The organism is Gemmatimonas sp. (assembly GCF_036405635.1).
GTDB lineage: Bacteria > Gemmatimonadota > Gemmatimonadetes > Gemmatimonadales > Gemmatimonadaceae > Gemmatimonas.
This window is the reverse complement of the sequence record NZ_DASWXE010000024.1, coordinates 1-17667: the sequence shown is the minus strand read 5'-3', so window position 1 is coordinate 17667 and position 17667 is coordinate 1. Positions and strand designations below refer to the sequence as shown.

General features: G+C 65.1%; 11 protein-coding genes and 1 pseudogene. 4 read left to right on the top strand and 8 right to left on the bottom strand.

The window, feature by feature from the left end; all coding sequences use genetic code 11:
• Positions 1 to 234 (top strand): annotated as a pseudogene (locus VGE27_RS01235) (alanyl-tRNA editing protein); the annotation flags it as partial.
• Positions 235 to 249: 15 nt separating this feature from the next.
• On the opposite strand, the gene VGE27_RS01230 reads toward VGE27_RS01235, so the two are convergent.
• From VGE27_RS01230 to VGE27_RS01210, 5 genes are all read right to left on the bottom strand, one after another.
• Positions 250 to 2103: a serine hydrolase gene (locus VGE27_RS01230; protein ID WP_331047806.1), complete on the bottom strand. Its 1854-nt coding sequence runs from the start codon at positions 2101 to 2103 to the stop codon at positions 250 to 252.
• 144 nt (positions 2104 to 2247) lie between these two features.
• The gene (locus tag VGE27_RS01225) at positions 2248 to 3036 is read right to left on the bottom strand and encodes a LytTR family DNA-binding domain-containing protein (RefSeq protein ID WP_331047805.1); all 789 of its coding nucleotides are present in this window, start codon (positions 3034 to 3036) and stop codon (positions 2248 to 2250) included.
• Positions 3033 to 4100, bottom strand: coding sequence for a sensor histidine kinase (locus tag VGE27_RS01220; protein WP_331047804.1), 1068 nt, complete (start codon positions 4098 to 4100; stop codon positions 3033 to 3035). Before VGE27_RS01220 ends, VGE27_RS01225 begins: the two co-directional genes overlap by 4 nt.
• Positions 4101 to 4208: 108 nt before the next feature.
• Positions 4209 to 4544, bottom strand: coding sequence for a cupin domain-containing protein (locus tag VGE27_RS01215; RefSeq protein WP_414653529.1), 336 nt, complete (start codon positions 4542 to 4544; stop codon positions 4209 to 4211).
• Between the two features lie 127 nt (positions 4545 to 4671).
• On the bottom strand, positions 4672 to 5262 hold the full coding sequence (locus VGE27_RS01210; RefSeq protein WP_345787957.1) for a mechanosensitive ion channel family protein: 591 nt from the start codon (positions 5260 to 5262) through the stop codon (positions 4672 to 4674).
• Between the two features lie 99 nt (positions 5263 to 5361).
• Here VGE27_RS01210 and VGE27_RS01205 point away from each other — a divergent pair, with 99 nt between their 5' ends.
• The 3 genes from VGE27_RS01205 (at position 5362) to trpS (ending at position 8256) form a co-directional block, all read left to right on the top strand.
• A complete protein-coding gene (locus VGE27_RS01205) occupies positions 5362 to 5874 on the top strand; it encodes a hypothetical protein (protein WP_331047801.1) in 513 nt (170 codons plus the stop codon).
• 59 nt (positions 5875 to 5933) lie between these two features.
• Positions 5934 to 6989: a proline iminopeptidase-family hydrolase gene (locus VGE27_RS01200; RefSeq protein ID WP_331047800.1), complete on the top strand. Its 1056-nt coding sequence runs from the start codon at positions 5934 to 5936 to the stop codon at positions 6987 to 6989.
• A gap of 229 nt (positions 6990 to 7218) precedes the next feature.
• Positions 7219 to 8256 (top strand): tryptophan--tRNA ligase, encoded by a 1038-nt coding sequence (gene trpS / locus VGE27_RS01195; RefSeq protein ID WP_345787958.1) that lies wholly within the window; start codon positions 7219 to 7221, stop codon positions 8254 to 8256.
• A gap of 18 nt (positions 8257 to 8274) precedes the next feature.
• Here trpS and VGE27_RS01190 read toward each other — a convergent pair whose 3' ends face one another.
• From VGE27_RS01190 to VGE27_RS01180, 3 genes are all read right to left on the bottom strand, one after another.
• Positions 8275 to 9696 (bottom strand): hypothetical protein, encoded by a 1422-nt coding sequence (locus VGE27_RS01190; protein WP_331047798.1) that lies wholly within the window; start codon positions 9694 to 9696, stop codon positions 8275 to 8277.
• A gap of 65 nt (positions 9697 to 9761) precedes the next feature.
• Positions 9762 to 14093: a hypothetical protein gene (locus tag VGE27_RS01185; RefSeq protein ID WP_331047797.1), complete on the bottom strand. Its 4332-nt coding sequence runs from the start codon at positions 14091 to 14093 to the stop codon at positions 9762 to 9764.
• Between the two features lie 7 nt (positions 14094 to 14100).
• Positions 14101 to 17667, bottom strand: a 3567-nt coding sequence (locus tag VGE27_RS01180; RefSeq protein WP_331047796.1) for a hypothetical protein, incomplete at its 5' end; no start/stop codon positions are given.

The following is a 17667-nucleotide window of genomic DNA, read 5'->3' as shown; positions in this document are numbered from 1 at the left end:
GTGTATGTCGCACAGGACGAAGCGCTCCGCGAGCCGGGGCTACTGCGCAGCCGCTCCGTGGCTCCACCACCACAACCCGACGGCACCCTTCGTGTGGTCGTCATCGAAGGGCTCGACCGTCAGGCCTGTGGTGGAACGCATGTATCATCGACCGGGCTCGTGCCGCCCATTCGTATTCAGAAGATCGACAACAAGGGCCGCCACAACCGCCGCCTGCGCATCGGCTTCCTGTAGACCGGGACCGCGAGTCTACGGCTGCTGAATGTGCAGGTACTCGAAAGCGGCCAGTACGTCCGGCGCGCCGGTAAGTGCGGTGGTGTTGAATCGCTTGGGATCGTTCTGCAGACTGCCCGTACTTTCCCAGTCGGTGTAGGCATTCACGCCGAGCTGGATCGTGGCCGGCAGGTCGGGCCTGTCGAACGTGGCGAGCGTGCGGAACTCACCACCCTGACTGTAAGCCAGCTCGAACTTCGCTCCACGCCGCGTGAGCAGCAGTTCCACCGGCCCCGGCGCGATGTCGTGCAAACGCAGGGTGGACTGGCTGTTCACGGTGGTCTTGGTCTCGATCACCGGCTGACCGGCACGTGCCGCGATGCCGGTGGTGATGAAGAGCCAGTTCTCCGTGTTGGGCGTCCACGCTTTCATGCCGCCGGCACGCGGTGCACGCACCATCAGACCGGCCAGCGACCAGAGCGCCTGCGGAATGTCATGCCCGATACCAGTCACACGCACGCGCGTGTGGGCGGTGAAATCACCGGTGACGTTCTTGAAGAGAAACGGCGCCTGAAAGTCGGCATACCATCCGCTGGTGGCCGGTTCGAGCCACAGCATGCCATCACGGATCTCCGCGCGCTTGGTCTTGGACGGCCAGCCTTCCACCACATCGAAGCGCTGCCAGTTGGCCAGTGTCGCCGCGTCCGCAAACTCGTCGGAGAGAGTGGCTGGCGGCACCGGCGCCTCGGTCGACACCACCGGTGCCGGACGGGCAAACGCACGCGCACGCGCCATCACGCGAAAGAGCCCGGGAACATCCTGATTGGTGAGCGCCGCGATGATGGTGCCACTGCGGGGGTCGATCACAAGCTCTGATCCACCGCCTGGTGTCCCGCCATTGTGCCCCACGTCGATCACGCGACCGGCCGAGTCCACGGTCATGCTGAAGCCCAACCCATACCGAACAGACTTGGGCGCGCGGGGGTCCTGTGATCGCGGCGTCCACAACGAATCCCGCCACGCGCGGCTCACCAGCCGGTCCTTGAGCAAGGCATCGCCGAACTTCACCAGGTCACGCGCGGTGGAGTAGCCACCACCCGCCGGACCACCACGTCCAGGCAGCGTGCTGGTGTTGGGCATGAGCGAAGGCGCGGGCTGCGTGAAATCGGGCGCCCGTGGCGGCCCCGCAGCGCCCGAGGTGTACCCCACGGCCACCACGCCACCCACGTCGGTGATGGCAGGGAAGGACGTATGGGTCATGCCCGCTTTGTCGAGGATGTGGCGCTGCACGTAGTCGTAGTACGACTGTCCCGATACCGCCTCGATGATCGCGCCGAGCATGATGAACCCGTTGTTGCTGTACTCGAAACGTGTGCCCGGTGACGACAGCAGTGGTTCACGCATGAACACGACCGCATAGTCCTTCACGGTACGAATGCGTTCGCGCGCCGCCGCCCATCCAGGTGACGACCAGTACAGTCCCATACCCGACGTGTGGGTGAGGAGCTGGCGAATGGTCACACTGTCCCGCACCGCGAGATTGGGCCACGTGTGCAGATACTTCCCCACCCGATCGTCCAGCGTCAGGCGCCCTTGCTCGGCGAGTTGCGCAATGGCTACCGCCGTGAACGTCTTGTTCAGTGATGCGAGATTGAAGCGGGTGTCGTCGTCCACCAGTTTGTTCGCGGCGCGGTCCGCTCGCCCTTCGTTCCGGCTGTACAGCGTGACACCGTTCTGCACGATGAGCACCTGACCACTGAACCATCCGGCCGACGCCAGCGAATCGATGCTGGCATCGAGGCGACGCGCACCATCCTGCGCCTCCATACCAATGGGTGTGAACGTGCAGACCGCGCAGACGAGCAGCACACGCCGGGCCACGCTGCGCATGCAAGAGATCGAAAGGTCCATCGGGATGTCTCCATGGGAGTACCGACGCGCGAGATGCGCGCCATCGCCAGAGAAGACACGGCCGCGTTGGCCGGGGATGCCCTCAAGGGGCCAACATGCCGCCCCGGGGGATGGGCCTGCCGTTCAACGCAACAAGCGATCGAGCCCGGCGCCATGCAACCGGCTGGTGCGCAGCCGCGTTCCGTCGCGGAGCGTCACCACCTGCTCACCGTGCACGTAGGGTTCCACGCGCTGAATGAAATCCACATTCACAATCGCCGAGCGATGGATGCGCACGAAACGCGTGGGCGAGAGCTTCTGGATGAATGCTTTCATCGTGTCGCGCACGAGATGCTGCTGCCCCTTGGCATGCAGGCGCACGTAATTGCTCTGGGCATCCACCCAATCGATATCGGCCGCTTTCACCCAGTACGTGCCACCTTTGGCGTCACGCACCGCGAAGCGCCCCGGCAGCGCGCGTTCGACGCGTAACTGCTCGAGCACCGCGAGCAGCGCCGGATCGAGTCCGCCGAGAGCCGGGGTCAGTGCCGAACGCCGCGCGGCAATGCGTGCCATCACGCGCGACAAGGCCCGCCCAAGATGTTCGGCGTCGATCGGCTTGAGCAGATAGTCCACCGCGTGCAGGTCGAACGCGCGTACGGCGTACTCGTCGAACGCGGTCACGAACACGATGGCCGGCGGCTCCTCGAGTGTAGTGAGTACCGAGGCCGCGACATCGATGCCATCGCGCTCAGGCATCCGGATGTCGAGAATCGCGACATCCGGCCGCACCGATTCGATGAGCGCCTGCGCTTCGATGCCCTGCTCCGCTTCACCCACGATCTCCACGTTGGGATGTGCGGCCAGCAGACGCCGCAGCGAGGCCCGGGGGAGCGGTTCGTCCTCAGCCACCACCACCCGCAACGGCATCATACGCCACGCTCCCGCGTTGTGCGGGGAATCAGGATGCGTACGGTGGTACCGACGCCGGGCACCGATACGAACTGCAGATCGTGCGCAGTGCCATAGAGTGCTTCGAGACGCCGGCGTGTGTTGCTGAGCCCCACACCATCGCCTTCCACCGCGTCTCCCGGGCCGTCGTCATGGACCATCAGTGCAATGCCTTCCTGCACTGGCTGGACAGACACCGTCACCGCGCCGCGGCCGGCACGGCGGGAGATCCCATGCTCCAATGCATTTTCCACCAGCGGCTGCAGCAACATGGCTGGCACCATGATATCGCCAAGGCTCTCAGGCACGTCCACCGTCACCTCTAGCCGCGGTCCATGACGCACACGCATGATGCCCAGGTATTCCTCCAGCAGCGCGACCTCTTCACGCAACGGGATCTGACTGGTCGCGTCGGCGCGCAGTGAAGCGCGCAACAGCGAGGACAGACGCGTGAGCATCGTACCGGCGGCCTCACTGTCTCCATGCACCAATTCCGCGATGGCGGCCAGCGTATTGAAGAGAAAGTGTGGCTGCAACTGCGCTTGCAAGGCTTGCAACCGCGCACTGGTGAGACTGGATTCCAGTTGCAGGGCCTGTCGCTCACGCGCCCGCAGACTGGCGAGCAACTCACCGAGAGTGGTCACGGTGAACGCCAGCGTGAGTGCGAGGCCCGCTGCGATCTGTTTGCCGAGCCAGCTGCCACGCACGACGAGTTGCGGCATATGGGGCAACGTGAGGAGCGCGGGCATCAGCCAGGTGCTGAACCAGATCGCCAGCACAATCACACCCGCGGCGCGGGCTGAAAAGCGCCACGCCCCCACCCGCTCGAGTGGCGCACGCAGGGCAATCCATCGCAGGAATGGCAGCGCCGGCGCGAAGGCCACCATATCGAGAATGCCACCCACGACGATGGGACCGGCGCTCACTGTCGCGCCAAGCCCGATCATCGAGAGCACCACCTGCAGTCCGTGCACCACCAGCAGCAGCAGCCAGGCGATGAGAAAGACTGTCCACCAGGTGCGGGGTGTCCAGGTGTTGGTGCGCATGACGGAATGTCGTCATGCCCGAGGCCGGCTGCCAACTGAGCAGGGACGAACGCGCCGTCTGCCGGGATTGCCGGTCCCGGGCTCAGAGGCAGCTTGCGGTATTCGGCGTCAGGCCGGGGCGGACACGACGATGGTCTCCGCGCCCAACGTCTCGAAGCAGAGATTGACGGTGCGCCCGATGGCTCGCGTGCGATGCACGGTGCCGGCGGGGATGGTCACCGACTGCCACGGCCCGAGCTCGAATGTCGTGCCGTCGGCCAGATCGATCGCCAGCAAGCCTTCCACCACGAGAAAGAGTTCGTCGGCCATCGGATGGTGATGCCAGGCGTACGTCTCCTCGAACACGGCGAGGCGCAGGCAGCTGGTGTTCACCTGACTGATCACCTGATTGCGATAGCGCTCGGTGACCGCAGCGGCTTCAGCGCGCAGATCGACCATATGCAGCGGCGGAAAGCGCACGGGTTCACTGGCATATGAGGACGCCGAGGGAAATGCCGCCGCATCACTGGAATTCGGGTCCATCTGTCGCCTCGTGTGAAACGATGTGCACCGTTGCGGGTCTCTGACGCCCCTATCGCGGCGTGACCATCCGCCACAACGGCGGTGGCTCCGTACCGCGCCAGCGACGCACCGCGCGCTGGAAGAACATGTTGTTGGGCACCTGCAGCACCGTGGCCGCCACCGAAGCATCGGCGGTGGCTTCCTCGAGCGTGGTGTAAATGAGATTGATGTCGATCACGCGACCCTTGAAGCCGGGCTTCTCCCCATTCTCCAGCACTTCGATGTGATCGTTGATGCGGAACTGATTGGTGGAGAAGATCAACATCGTACAGAAGATGTTGGACAGCACGCTCCATGCGGCGAAGAACGCCACCGCACCCACCGCGGCAAACCCACTGAACGCCGTCCACAGCACCGTGCCCGACACACCCAGACGCTCGAGGATGAGCAGCAGCGCGGCAGCATTGATGAGAATGCCCGACACACGCCGCGCGCCAGGCAGGGAGTGTGGTGGGAGATTGTAGGTCTCGATCACGCGGCGAATCAGGCGCTGCACCGCCCGTCGCAACAACCATGCGACGAAGATGATCAGCAAGACCTGGCCAATGACCATCATCTCTGCCACCCAACTCTGTACTGCCACAGGCAACCACCCTCTCATCGAACGGTCTCACGGAACTGCGCTTGGTCAGCCGACATATTACACGGGACGAAGGGATATGCTCCGGACAGCTCTCGAGGAATGACTATGGCAACATCTATGCAACAGAATCCTGTCAAAGCACTGCTGCTGGTTGTGGCGTGCTTCGTTACCTGGAACGACGCACAGGCACAGGAGCCCGCGTCGCCGCCTTGGCTTGCAGGCGCGTCGGTGGGTTTGACCGCTGGGCCCGGCCATCGCGCGTCGCAAACAGCTCTGGTGAGTGTACACTGGACTCACTACCGCCCCAATCGGCTCACGCTCGATGCCACGCTGGGCATCATGCCACGCGCCCTCCTCGACGGTGCGCTCGGGGTGATGGCCCGACCAGCCTTGACGGTCCCGATCACCGTCACCCGCGATGTTCTGGTTTTGCCCCTTGCCGGAGTGTCGGTGAGCGGCGCGGCGACTCGCTGGGGCAGCGGGAGTGCCGTGGGCTACCACACTGGAATGGCCGTCATGTGGTTTGACCGGGCGAACTTTGGGCTGCGCCTGGGCGCGACCCGGCACACCTTCAGCCGGGACAGCCGTCCCTTCTGGCTCATCGAAGCGGGCTTAACGAAGCGCCGCTGAACCGGTAGCATTGCAGACGACGCCTCACACCACGGCCGCTTCCCTCACGCCCCTCCAGTATGCGATCCGCCACTCTTCGGTCCGATTCGAACGCTTTGCGCGCCCCAGCCCTCGGCGCCGCGATGATCGCGCTGCTGGCCGCGTGCTCCACCGGAGACAAGCCGGCCAACCAACCCGCTTTCGCCGATGCCCCCATCGAGAACCTGCACCTCGACAGTGTGCGGGTGGGGGAGGCGATGGTGCCCACGCGCGAGGGACTGGTGAAGGTGCCCGGTGGACGCGTCTTCGTGCGACAGATCGGCAACGGCTCAGGAACGCCACTGCTCGCCTTGCACGGAGGCCCTGGTGGCACCTCGTGCCGATTCGAGGTACTGGCGCCGCTCGCCGCCGAACGGCCCATCATCTTCTACGACCAGCTCGGTTCCGGGCGCTCCGATCGCCCGGCCGACACCACACTGTGGCAGGTGCCGCGGTTCGTGGACGAAGTCACGGCCGTGCGTCAGGCGCTCGCCCTCGACTCCCTCCACCTGCTCGGCCACTCCTGGGGCGGTGCACTCGCGGCGGAGTATCTCGCGGCGGCCAAGCCCACCGGTGTGGTCTCGGTGGTGTTCAGCAGCCCACTCATCGACACGCCGCGCTGGATCGCCGACGCGAATCTGCTGCGCACGCAGCTCCCCGACTCCATTCGTCGGGTGCTGGATGAAAACGAAGCCAAGGGCACGCTCGATTCACCAGCGTACAAGGTCGCCACGGACACCTTCTACGGCCGTCATGTGCGGCGCCTGCCCGTGGGTTTGGAACCGCGCTGCGAAGGTGTGGCCGGCAACGACACGATCTACCGTCAGATGTGGGGCCCGACCGAGTTCCTGAGCAATGGCTCGCTGCGCACGTGGACGCGTGCGGCCGACCTGCCAGCCGTTTCCGCGCCCACGCTGTTCATCGCGGGGGAATTCGACGAAGCGCGTCCGGCCACGCTCGAAGAATTCCGGGCCACCATGCCCAACGCACGTCTCGTGACGATTCCTGGTGCGGCTCATGCGGCGATGCGCGAGAAGCCCGCCGAGTATCTCGACGCCCTGCGCGCCTTCCTGCGCGAGGTGGAGTCGCGAAAGTAGACCGGCTGCACTAACGTTCAGATATGTCTCTCGCCCGTCTCACGTCGCGCGCATGGTGGTGGCCGCTTTCCCAAGCGGTCCCGTTGTGCGTGCGTGCCAGATAGGCCGACACACCAATCCCCGGGCCGCTCGATGTGAGCGGCCCGTTGCGTTTGCAGGCGGGGCCCGGCCACGAGGGCCGACATCGAGCGATCCGTTTCACGGAGTTTCTCGTATGTCCGCTCCAAGCATGTTGGTTCCAAACACGTCGACGCCGAGCACGCTCTCGCCAACAGCCAGCGATATCGTACTCACTGGCGATCGCCCCACCGGTCGTCTGCACCTGGGTCACTACGCGGGCTCGCTGCAATCCCGACTATCCCTGCAGGGGCTGTGCGCGCAGACCATCGTGGTGGCCGACCTGCAGGCACTCACCGACAACTCCGGGCGTCCGGCGCATGTGGCGGCCCATGTGCGTGAGGTGGTGAGCGACTATCTCGCCGTGGGTATCGATCCGGCGCAGACCATCATTGCCCTGCAGTCGAGGCTACCGGCGCTGGCTGAGTTGACGATGCTGTACCTCAACCTCGTCACCGTGGCGCGACTCGAGCGCAATCCAACGGTGCGCGCCGAGATCGAGATGCGTGGGTTTGCGCGCGACATTCCGGCGGGCTTTCTGTGTTATCCCGTCTCGCAGGCGGCCGACATCACGGCGTTTCGCGCAACGGTCGTACCGGTGGGCGAAGATCAATTGCCGATGATCGAATTGTCGAATGAGATCGTGCGCCGTGTGAATCGTACCACCGGCACCGACGTGCTGCCCGAGTGCCGTGCCATGTTGTCCGACACACCGCGGCTGCCCGGCATCGATGGACGCAAGGCCAGCAAGTCGCTGGGCAATGCGATCTCATTGAGCGCCACCACGGCGGAAGTGCGCGAGCTGGTGATGGCGATGTACACCGACCCGTCACATGCGCGCGTATCCGACCCTGGTCAGGTGGACGGCAACGTGGTGTTCGCGTATCTCGACGCGTTTGATCCGGCCACCGACGAAGTGGCCGATCTCAAGCAGCACTATGCGCGCGGCGGCCTGGGCGACGTGGTACTCAAGCGGCGCCTCATCGAGGTGTTGCACAACATGCTGGAACCGATTCGCGAACGACGGCTCGCGCTGGCGGCGCAGCCTGGGCTGATCGAGGAGACCATCGTGGAAGGCACGCGTGTGGCCCGCCTTCGCACGGAGGATGTACTGCACGATGTGCGTGAGGCGTTCTCGCTCACGGCATGAGCGAGAGGTGATGGCAGTTCAGCCCACCGCGTCCGGGGTGGTGGTTGGTGCCTTGGTGCCGACGCCACCCTGCTTGCCATCCACCCACACGCCGAACGCGGCGCCGATGAAGGCAAATGCAAACACACCCAACGTGGACAGCAGCGCATTGCCGATGGGCACCTGCGTGAGATTCACGCCGAGTGACACCCATGCCGTCACGGACAGCAGGGCGCCGAGTACCGCATAGGTGTACTTGCGCGTCTTGCCCGTGCGTCGGCGGGCACCACGCATGTCGGCGAAGAGCGCGCCGGCCAGTCCGCCGAGCACGATGGAGAGCGCAAAACGAATGGGCCACACCGCATTGAGCGACACGGACGTGCCAATGACGCCGGCACCGGTCGCGCTGAGCTTGAATGGGCCCACCTCTTCCGCAATCACCTTCACGCGCACGGAACCACCGGGTTCGATGGTGGCGGTGTCGGGTTCCACGCGCGCCGCGCCGCCGCTGATGCGCACGCGCACAGGACGGGTGAGGGTGGCACCATACGTACCAATCGTCACCCAGCGCGGCTCCGATCCAAACGCCTGCAGGCGCGGCGGCGGATTCTCGAAGCGCAACACGGTGGGCAAGGCGAGACTCACGCGCACCTGTTCACCGGCGTCGAGTCCGTTGGCGTGCAGGTGCAACGCCACCGAATCGGCTGCATTTGCGGTGCTCACCGCCACACGCGCCGCATTCACACTGCCGGCGGCAAACGTCAGTTGGTCCGGACTCACCGTGGCATCGGTAACGAGGCTGATTCCCACGGCTGCCGACAACGGCACCACACTACCATCGCCGTTGGGGGAACGCAGGCCGATGAGCACCTGTCCGGTGAACTGATCACGCTGACTGTCATAGCCCAGACGCGACGGATGGATGACATAGGGGCGCCACGCGCGCACAGCGCCTGATGTGCCCTGCGGGGCCACGATATCGATGGGCACATCGACGACGGTGGCGTCATCATCATCGTCGACGCGCCCGCCACTGGGTGCGGCCTCCACACCGGCGGCACCAGCGCCACCCGACCCGCCTGCTCCGCCCCCTGCCGTCGGCCCGAGGCGAATACCCGCAAGTCGTGCGCGGTCGAGCACCGCCTTCTGTATGGACGACGATGCCGGCCGCGCCACCGAATCGCCACGCGCCACCACGATCGCGCCCACCGGTACCTGCACGGTCACCGCCTCAACGGGGCTGCTCACCTCATGCACCGCCCCCGATGGCAGCGTGGCTTTCACCAATCCCTGCTCCAGCTTCTTTTGCACGGCCACCGGCAACCGGTTCTTCTGGATCGACGCCCGGGGCTGCGCCGAACCGGACGTTGGCAACAGCACAACGAGCCCTACCGTACCCAGCAACACACCGATGCGATGGATGGTGGACGCACGCTTCGGGTGATGTCCGCAACGACACATCGACAACTCCAACGTCGGAGTGACTGTGATTCTCGTGGTGCGCGCGGCGGACATGCACCGTGCCTTCACGTGAGTTCGGTGTGCTCAACATACACCATGCGGCGCCCCTTGCTGGTAATCCTGCTGTCGTATGGTTCAGCATCGTCCGACAGATACTCTTCGAACTCAGCCACAACCAATCGAAAGCGCTTCGATGCCGATGGTGCCTCAGGTAACGTGACGGTTCCATCCCACATCACTGGCCACGCCATCGTCGCATCCACCAGATTTTCGGCCACAACTGCCTCGTATTCACGGCGCGCCATGAGCTCGTGCGCACGTGCCTCGCCCGCTGCGTTGCGCACTACCGGCAGCGGCGACGACACGTTGGGTGGCTGCACCGTTGGGCTGGCCGACGTGGAGCGCGGAATGGTTGCCCCTGCGGCAGTGGCGCGTGGTGTGGCCACAGGAGCAGCCTGATAGCGTGAGGGCGGCGTGATCACGCCGTCTGCCACACGCGACCAGCCAAAGTCCTCCCCGCGCGCGGCATCGAGCTGCTCCACCCACACGTCCACCACATTGGTCTTGTTGATGTCTCCGGGCACGATGTAGCGAATCTCTCCATTGGGCAGTCGCTGCTCCACGCGACGCGGCCACGCTTCGGCAAACCCCGACGACTCCTCGGGACGATGACCGTGCACCGTGACTGCGCGACGGGTCGGCGACGTGCGCTTCACCGACAGCCAGCGATCAGGTGCAAGCGCGGAGAATTCACACAGCACCACGGTCGACAGCCACGCGCCATCCACCGACGTGGGCTGATAACGCGCCAGCGCCAGACGTACAAACGGGAAGTATGCCTCACCATGACGGATCTCGATGTCGCAGTACCAGAGTTTGCGTTCCACGTCCCACATCACGTCGTGCGGAGCGATGTCGACGAGATCGATACCCCATCCCACCGGCAGTCCGGCATGCGCGATGCTGTTGATGCGGAAGGGGTGCGGCGGCTGGTCCGCTTCCGATGCAGGCGCATCGGGCGGTAACCACGCTCCACTGGCATCGGGCCCTGTGCGTGCACGCGGAAAGCGGGCGAGTGTGGGCGCCACGCCCTCCACAAACGGCGACTTCCACACAGGATCGTTGCCCCACTGCGTGACCACGTCCTTGTACGGGCCGCTGTTGGGTTCGATGGGTTGTCCCGCCGGCGGCAACACCACAGCAAGCATCTCGCCATAGCCTGACGCATTCCAGGGCCGATCCAGCCACACCCGCAAGCCACTGCCACGCCGCCAGCTTGTCTGATCACCATCATTGCGCTTGCTGCGCGACCAACCAAAGGTGGGCATCACATACAGCACCTCCGGTGCCGGTGGCGGTGCGGTATTGGGCGCCCACACCCGCTCCACATTGCCGGCCACCGTCAGGCGTTCCGCATCGGGCTGTGCTTCCGGCAATCGACCAGGGGTGACGGGGGCCGGCACGTATTCACGAAAGCGCGTGGTGGCCAGCAGATGGTACTCCACGCGACGATAGCGTGTGTCTCCGAAATCGTGCACCTGCGGACGCGCCTCACGCCCCATCTCGACCACGCCTGCCTTCGCCGGACCAAACTCGATGCGATCCGGTTGCGCGGCGTCCGGCACGATATGCTGCACGATGCCTTCGTATCCCTGCGGGTCGGTGATCTTTACGGAGAACGCGAGATCCGTCTTGTTGCGGTTGGAAGGCGTTCCAAACAGGCTGCCTTCCACCGGTTCGTTCCAGGTGGCCATGAGGTCCACCTTGTCGGTGGTCATGCGATGTACCCGGGCCTTCACGCTGGGCTGCAGCCAGGTCGCGCCACGCGGCCGCACGATCGCAAAGTCGTCGATCTTGGGCACTCGCAATGGGCGCTGCACCGCATGCACGATCTCCATCTCGCGCCACGGCGTGAGCGGCCACAACGCGCCCACTTTGGCGCGGCGCGTCAGGGCCGCCGTGCGCAGGGCCTCTGGCACCCATTGCCACACGCCCATCAGGGCGAGCTGCTCATCGGTGAGTCGCGCCGACAGACGCAGGGTGGCCCGAAGGCCCTTGGGCGCGGGGATGAGCAGCGTGCGCGTGGCTTCATCGAAACGCGGGCGTTCACGCTCGCCTTCGTACACCCGCACCATGATGGGAGAAATGTCGGGCCAGCTCGCCCCCGCCGCATACAGCGGGATGACGATCACTTCGGGTGGACCTTCCCACGGATAGTTGATGAGGCGCGCGGTGAGATGCGTGGCCAGCGGATCGGGCAGATATGGCAATCCGGTCGCCTGATCCGGCAGGACCGTGTAGGTGAGCATCTCGCCGCCGAACGTGGGCACGTCCACCGTGGACGCATCCTCGTCGCGTTCTGACAGCAGCGCATACTGAGCGGCACTGCCCCATTCCGGCCCATCGCACACGCCATGCAGTTCGGCCTCGCGCTGCGACATGCGCGGTGTCATCGCCCAGCGGCGCGCGATCTGGGTGGACGGCGTGTGATCGTCGAACTTGTCATTGAAGGTGCGGATGGCGACATGCCCCATCGACTCGCCGGGGCCGGGCGGTACCACCGTGTACTTGTCACCCACCAGTGCAAACAGCGGCGGCGACACCGGCTCGTAGCGCCAATACGTCGTGGCGGCATCGCGCGACTCCTGATCACCGGCGTAGTTGGCCGTCGTGGGGGGCAGCGAGTTGCCGGCCAGATCCACCATGCGTGCTCGCACGCCATACACGCGCCCATAGCGCAGGCGCGGCAACGTACCGGGTGCGGCGACGAAGGCTGTACGCAACGCCACCCCATCCGGCACCACCGGCGAGGGGTCGGTCACTTCGTCGTGGATGCCCACCGACAACCCGGGCGACGGAGCCACGAGGCTCCATCCGCGCCACACCGTCATGACCTCGTGCAAAGACATCAGGTCGGGGCGACTGCCGTCCGCCGCACTGGTGGCCGCGAGACGAATGGTGCCTTCTTCACGCAGCCCCTTCACCGACAGGGCACCACCCGGCAAGTCATAGTTGCTGAGCCGCTCGCACAGTGAACGCCACTTGGGGGTGCTGCGATCCCACACGTCGACACGCCACCCGCGCAGCAGATCTTCGGCATACAACGACACCTCGCCGCCCAGCCGCCCCGTGAACAGCTGCTCCATGCGGGAGTTGAGGCTGTCGTTGCGCGAGAAGGCCTGCGTGAGACTGTCGCCACGATTGCGGTGCACCAGCATCAGTCCGCCATTGCGAATGGCAGGAGCGCCGGCACGCCGCGGCAGCTTGGTCACGGCATCCACCTGACGCGCAGAACGTTCATGCCCGGCCAGTGATCGCGCGAAGTTCATCAGCTTGATGCCGGCGCCATCCACATCGGCCTGGAGCAGCGCCACCCGGTCGGGTGACATACGCAGCAGTCCGTCGCGCACCCGCAGGTCTTTGGTGTCAGCGGGGGGACGCGGTGCGGGCGCAAACGTGCTGCGACCGAATGTCGTCAGCGTGCGCGGCGATGCGTCGCGCCGCGTCACCGCCGGCGCGCCCGCAGCGGCCCGTGGCAAGTCGACCGTGCAAGACACGGGTGTGTTGTCGCTGTGGCGCAACCGACCCACTGGCACGATGAAGTCCTGCACCAGCCCAAGCCGGCGCAGCAGCAGTGGATACTGATTCATCGCGGCCACGATGCGATGGAAGTCTAGCGACTTCACGAAGTCGGCCGCATCAATCGTGGCCCGCTCGTGTGTTCGCCAGGTCACCTTGTTGCGCGGATCTTCGGGCGTGTAGGTCTCGCTGCGCTGCTTGGCCAGCGGCGTGTGAAAGAGTTGGAAGGTGCTCATCATGGTGCCCGCACCGGCCAGTCCCTTGAAGCCGGTACGCTGCCACTCGTCCACTTCACCGTCGATGTCCCGTGTGGGCACCTTGGTGTTGAGACTGAGATCGTCCACCGCCTTCACGCCCTCGATGAGCGGCTTGAGGGTATTACTCTCCCGCAATTCACCGATGGACGGCAGGTCTTCCCCCGCTGTCGCGGTCAGCGAGCCGTAGACTTTGCGGATCACGTCGTGCAGCGCCACCGCATCGAACGACAACACCCGGGTGTTCTTGTGGTGGTTGAAGGTGTGAGACTTCACATGCGTGGCAGCGGGAAAGAGCGCGCGCCACACCGCGCTGTCGGCCACACCGATGCCGCTGTCCACGTGTTTGTCCGTGATCGGAATAGCCGTATCACCGATGGTCAGTGAGACCTTGGCACGACGCAGTGTATCGGGCCAGTCCACAAAGTCCGCAAACGATGACAACACCGGCGCGGCAGATTCCGGTTGCAGGCGCGGGGAGACCAGCACGGAAATGCGCAGACCACTGCCGTCGGCGGTGACACCATTCGGCAACGCGGTCCAGATGAGGGATTGCTTGGGCATCGTCGCCTTACTCCGCTGCAAAGGCCAGACAGTACGATTCCCACGTCGGCAGCCCGGTCACGAGCTGCGCAAAGGTGGGATCTGCTTCGGGACTCGTGAACTCGCGGCGGCACCGCACCGTCACTTCGCCGCTGAATACCAGGACCTCCACTTCCACGGTCACCGAGGCTTCGCCGAAGACGACGAGATCATTGCCCCGCTTGATGATGCCGAGTTGGAGGTGGAACGTGATCGACATGGACACGATGGCCATCACGCTGAACTCGCCGTGCAGGCGCACATAGCCCGACAGCTCCACCGCCCCTTCCCCACTCGCCGCCGTGAGCCAGTGGAAGTAGATGCCGAGGCTGATCTCCACCGATCCCGACGCGACGCCGAGGTCGATGCTGAGACGGGCCTGCGCTTCGAGCGCCGCCTCGATCTCCCGCACCCCATCGGTGCCGACGCCGATCACCAGGAAGCCGCCGCCACCAAGCAGCGACACCGTGAGCGAGAACGGATCTTCCCGGCGACCAAAGCTGAACGCCGCCGTCATCGGCTCGGTGTCGAAGGGCAGCTGGAATCCGGCGCCAATGCTGACCCCCGACAGGGCGAACGCGCCCACCTGCACACGAGGTACAGTCAGCGCATACGCGGCCGCGATGCCACTGGGCGTGACGGTGATGCCCGAAGGATCGGAGAACCCGTCCGAGGGGATGTATTCGCGGAGCTTGTTGATGAAATTGAGCGGCCCACCGAACATCACCGCGCGGTTCGGGTGCATCGCCACCGTGACTTCGGGCTTGCGGCCATCCGTGGTGGAGAAGCGCAAGCTGTTGAACCGCAGGATGACGAAGCCGAACATGTTCACCGAGAAGTTCGTCATCGTCGCATTGATCACCGACGATGCTTTCTCCGGCGCTCCAGCGAACGCCGTGGTGACGGCATTCATGATGAAGTCCGACACCGAGCCATCGGCCTGCGGGATCAGAATGCCCAGCGCATCCGACTTGCCCATGGTGGTGCGCCAGTCGTAGCGCGCTTCCGTCCGGGCCGGTGTGCTGCCTGACGCCGGCAATTCCTGCGCCGTGAACCGCGGTGTGTTGTTGCCCGACAGTCCTGTCGGCAACTCGGCGATGATGTCTTCGAGCTTGATGCCGCCAAGGATGCGCGCCCCGTTGAAGAAGCTCGCCGGATTGAAGCGATTGTTCTGAACCGACTGGAGGTCGGAGGTGAGGCCGATGTGACGCGACAGCCCCGTGATCTTCATGGACGGCGACGCGACCGCCCCCACCGCATCGGTGCGTGAGGCCGATGACGATGGACCGAAGCTCACATTCCAGGAGGGATTCTGGCTCGTGAGCACCAGGAATACTTCACCTTTGTTGTTGGGCCCGAACCCCTCGGTGGCATAGATCGCATCGTACGCCACATGCACCTTGGCATCATCCCGGCCCAGGATGCGTTGCACCGGTCGCAGCGCCACGTAGGCACCCTGCACCTCGGGGTAGGCATTGAGCTGCGATGTGGACGCCGACTTCACCTGTCCCGCCACGAACCGCAGGGTGTCGGTGGGTAACCGCGGGTCGCCGACCTTGTTCTCCGCCGGCGGTGCATAGCAGATGCTGTCGCCGCCGATATCGGTCTGGCGACGCACCAAGTCCGCGGCGTTGTATCCCGCGCGAATGGTGTCGATGAACTTCGCTGTCTGCGTGCCGATGCTCTGCGTGACTTTCTTCGCGGTGCCGGTATTCGCCCGTCCCGCCACGAACATCAGGGGCAGCGCAAATGTGGTACGGCGCCCATCGCGATCGGTGGCGGCGATATTGAACCGGAAGTTCTGCCCGCCCTGGCCAACCATGGGCCAGAAGGCCTCGCGGTAGGCCAATCCCTCCGTGACCGCACCACCCTGGTACAGAAAGCTGTTCGTCTCATTCACGCGGCACGACGGATCATCGGGGGCCAGCAGCGTGGGCGTGACCTTGGTGAGCACTTCCACCGACGTGAAAGGGAAGGCATGACCGTCGTGGATGTGCCGCGAGCCATTGAAGCTGCGCACGGGCTCTCGCACCACAATGAAAAAGCGCTGACGAAGGCGGGCCACACGCTGCTGCAGTGGCGTGCCTGCGTTCGCCGGTTCGAACTTGCGCTCGGTGACCTTGATGAGTGATGCCGCGTGACCAAACGGCATGAGGTAGCCGGCGTACACCACGCGCACATAGTGATCGCGACCGAGCGACATACGATGGCGCCACTGCTCGAGGTCGATATCGGCCGGCCGCAGCGCCCAGTTGCCGGATGCATCCAGCAGTCCGCCGAGCGAAGACAGAATCAACTGCCGCGAAATCACCGGCTTCGGCGTGTAGGGCAGATCGCCGTCACGCCGCTCGGTGAAGCCGGCCGTGAGCCGCACCAGCAGGTCGCGATCGAGAGGGTCGAGCGACATGCGGTAGGGGTTGAGCGTGTTGACCAGCTCAGCGAGATCGGGACGACCGTAGTCCTCAGACCAGATGGCACGCACGTCACTCGCGCCCTCGGTGTTCCCCAGCGTGCGGGCATCATCGAGACGGGTGTGCCACAGCTCGTGTCGCCCCTCGCGTGCCACGGCCGTGGTCCGATGTCGCCACGCCGTGTCACCAACGGGTGAAATCACGAGGCGATACGGCATCTCGATGGCCGTGACATTGTTCCCCGGCCGGAACGGTGCGAACAACGTCGGGACAAATGGAATGCGCTTGTCCAGCTTGAACTCTGGCTGCTCCGCGACTTCAGCGAGACCGACACCAGCCTGATAGCCAATGCCTGCTTCCACCAGCGCCCGTGTGCCGGCGTCGCGCCCCAGCGCCGGATACCTCTGGACGATGGCATCAACCGACGCGCCGATACGCTGTGCGACCAACCGTTCCGCCGCGACATCGTCGGCGAGGTCCATCGCACTGACGATGACCTTCATGAGCGCTGTGCCGGCCGATTCGATCGCCCGCGCCGCCGCAGGCACCTGCAGGTCGTCGAGTGCCGCGGTCAGGGTGCGTCGCATCTCGACGAACTCGCCGGTCTTCACCACCCCCGTCAGGAACTGTAGATCGGCATTCCGATTGGCCACGCCGGACGCGGCGCCCGGTGTACCCACCACGACGCCATCACTGCTCGGCTGCGCAGTCAGTGCCTTTCGCGCGGGCCAGGTGCGACAGGCATCGAGGATGGCTTCGAGTGTGAACGGAATGAACGAGACACCAGCCGGCATCGTGAACGCCAATCGGCTGGGCCCGCTGATGCGCATGCGCGTGGCGCCCACGGCCGGCGCGGGCTGGCTGCTGGTTTGCGCGGAGTGTTTGCCGTCAGGGTCGGGAAAGTCTTCCGCGTCGTTCGCGTCGATCTCCGGCGTGGTAATGTCGAGCAGCGCCTCCTCGCCAAAGCTCTGCGGCGGCAACTGCAGCACGATCACCGCCGATCGCGAGGCATCACGACGGGCCAGCGTGGGGTTCGCGCCGGTGACAACTCGCAGGTTGTGCAGCCAGATGTCGGCGACCATGAGGTCGTCGGGACGACGCGCCTTCACCAACATCGGCGCGAGCTGCGACGTGTCGACGGCGGT

What these genes read in the sequence shown, in the direction of transcription:
- VGE27_RS01185 (WP_331047797.1), bottom strand. Translation starts at nt 14,093, where the DNA reads ATGCCCAAGCAATCCCTCATCTGGACCGCGTTGCCGAATGGTGTCACC.
- VGE27_RS01230 (WP_331047806.1), bottom strand. Translation starts at nt 2,103, where the DNA reads ATGCGCAGCGTGGCCCGGCGTGTGCTGCTCGTCTGCGCGGTCTGCACG.
- VGE27_RS01200 (WP_331047800.1), top strand. Translation starts at nt 5,934, where the DNA reads ATGCGATCCGCCACTCTTCGGTCCGATTCGAACGCTTTGCGCGCCCCA.
- VGE27_RS01190 (WP_331047798.1), bottom strand. Translation starts at nt 9,696, where the DNA reads ATGTGTCGTTGCGGACATCACCCGAAGCGTGCGTCCACCATCCATCGC.
- VGE27_RS01205 (WP_331047801.1), top strand. Translation starts at nt 5,362, where the DNA reads ATGCAACAGAATCCTGTCAAAGCACTGCTGCTGGTTGTGGCGTGCTTC.
- trpS (WP_345787958.1), top strand. Translation starts at nt 7,219, where the DNA reads ATGTTGGTTCCAAACACGTCGACGCCGAGCACGCTCTCGCCAACAGCC.
- VGE27_RS01210 (WP_345787957.1), bottom strand. Translation starts at nt 5,262, where the DNA reads ATGAGAGGGTGGTTGCCTGTGGCAGTACAGAGTTGGGTGGCAGAGATG.
- VGE27_RS01220 (WP_331047804.1), bottom strand. Translation starts at nt 4,100, where the DNA reads ATGCGCACCAACACCTGGACACCCCGCACCTGGTGGACAGTCTTTCTC.
- VGE27_RS01225 (WP_331047805.1), bottom strand. Translation starts at nt 3,036, where the DNA reads ATGATGCCGTTGCGGGTGGTGGTGGCTGAGGACGAACCGCTCCCCCGG.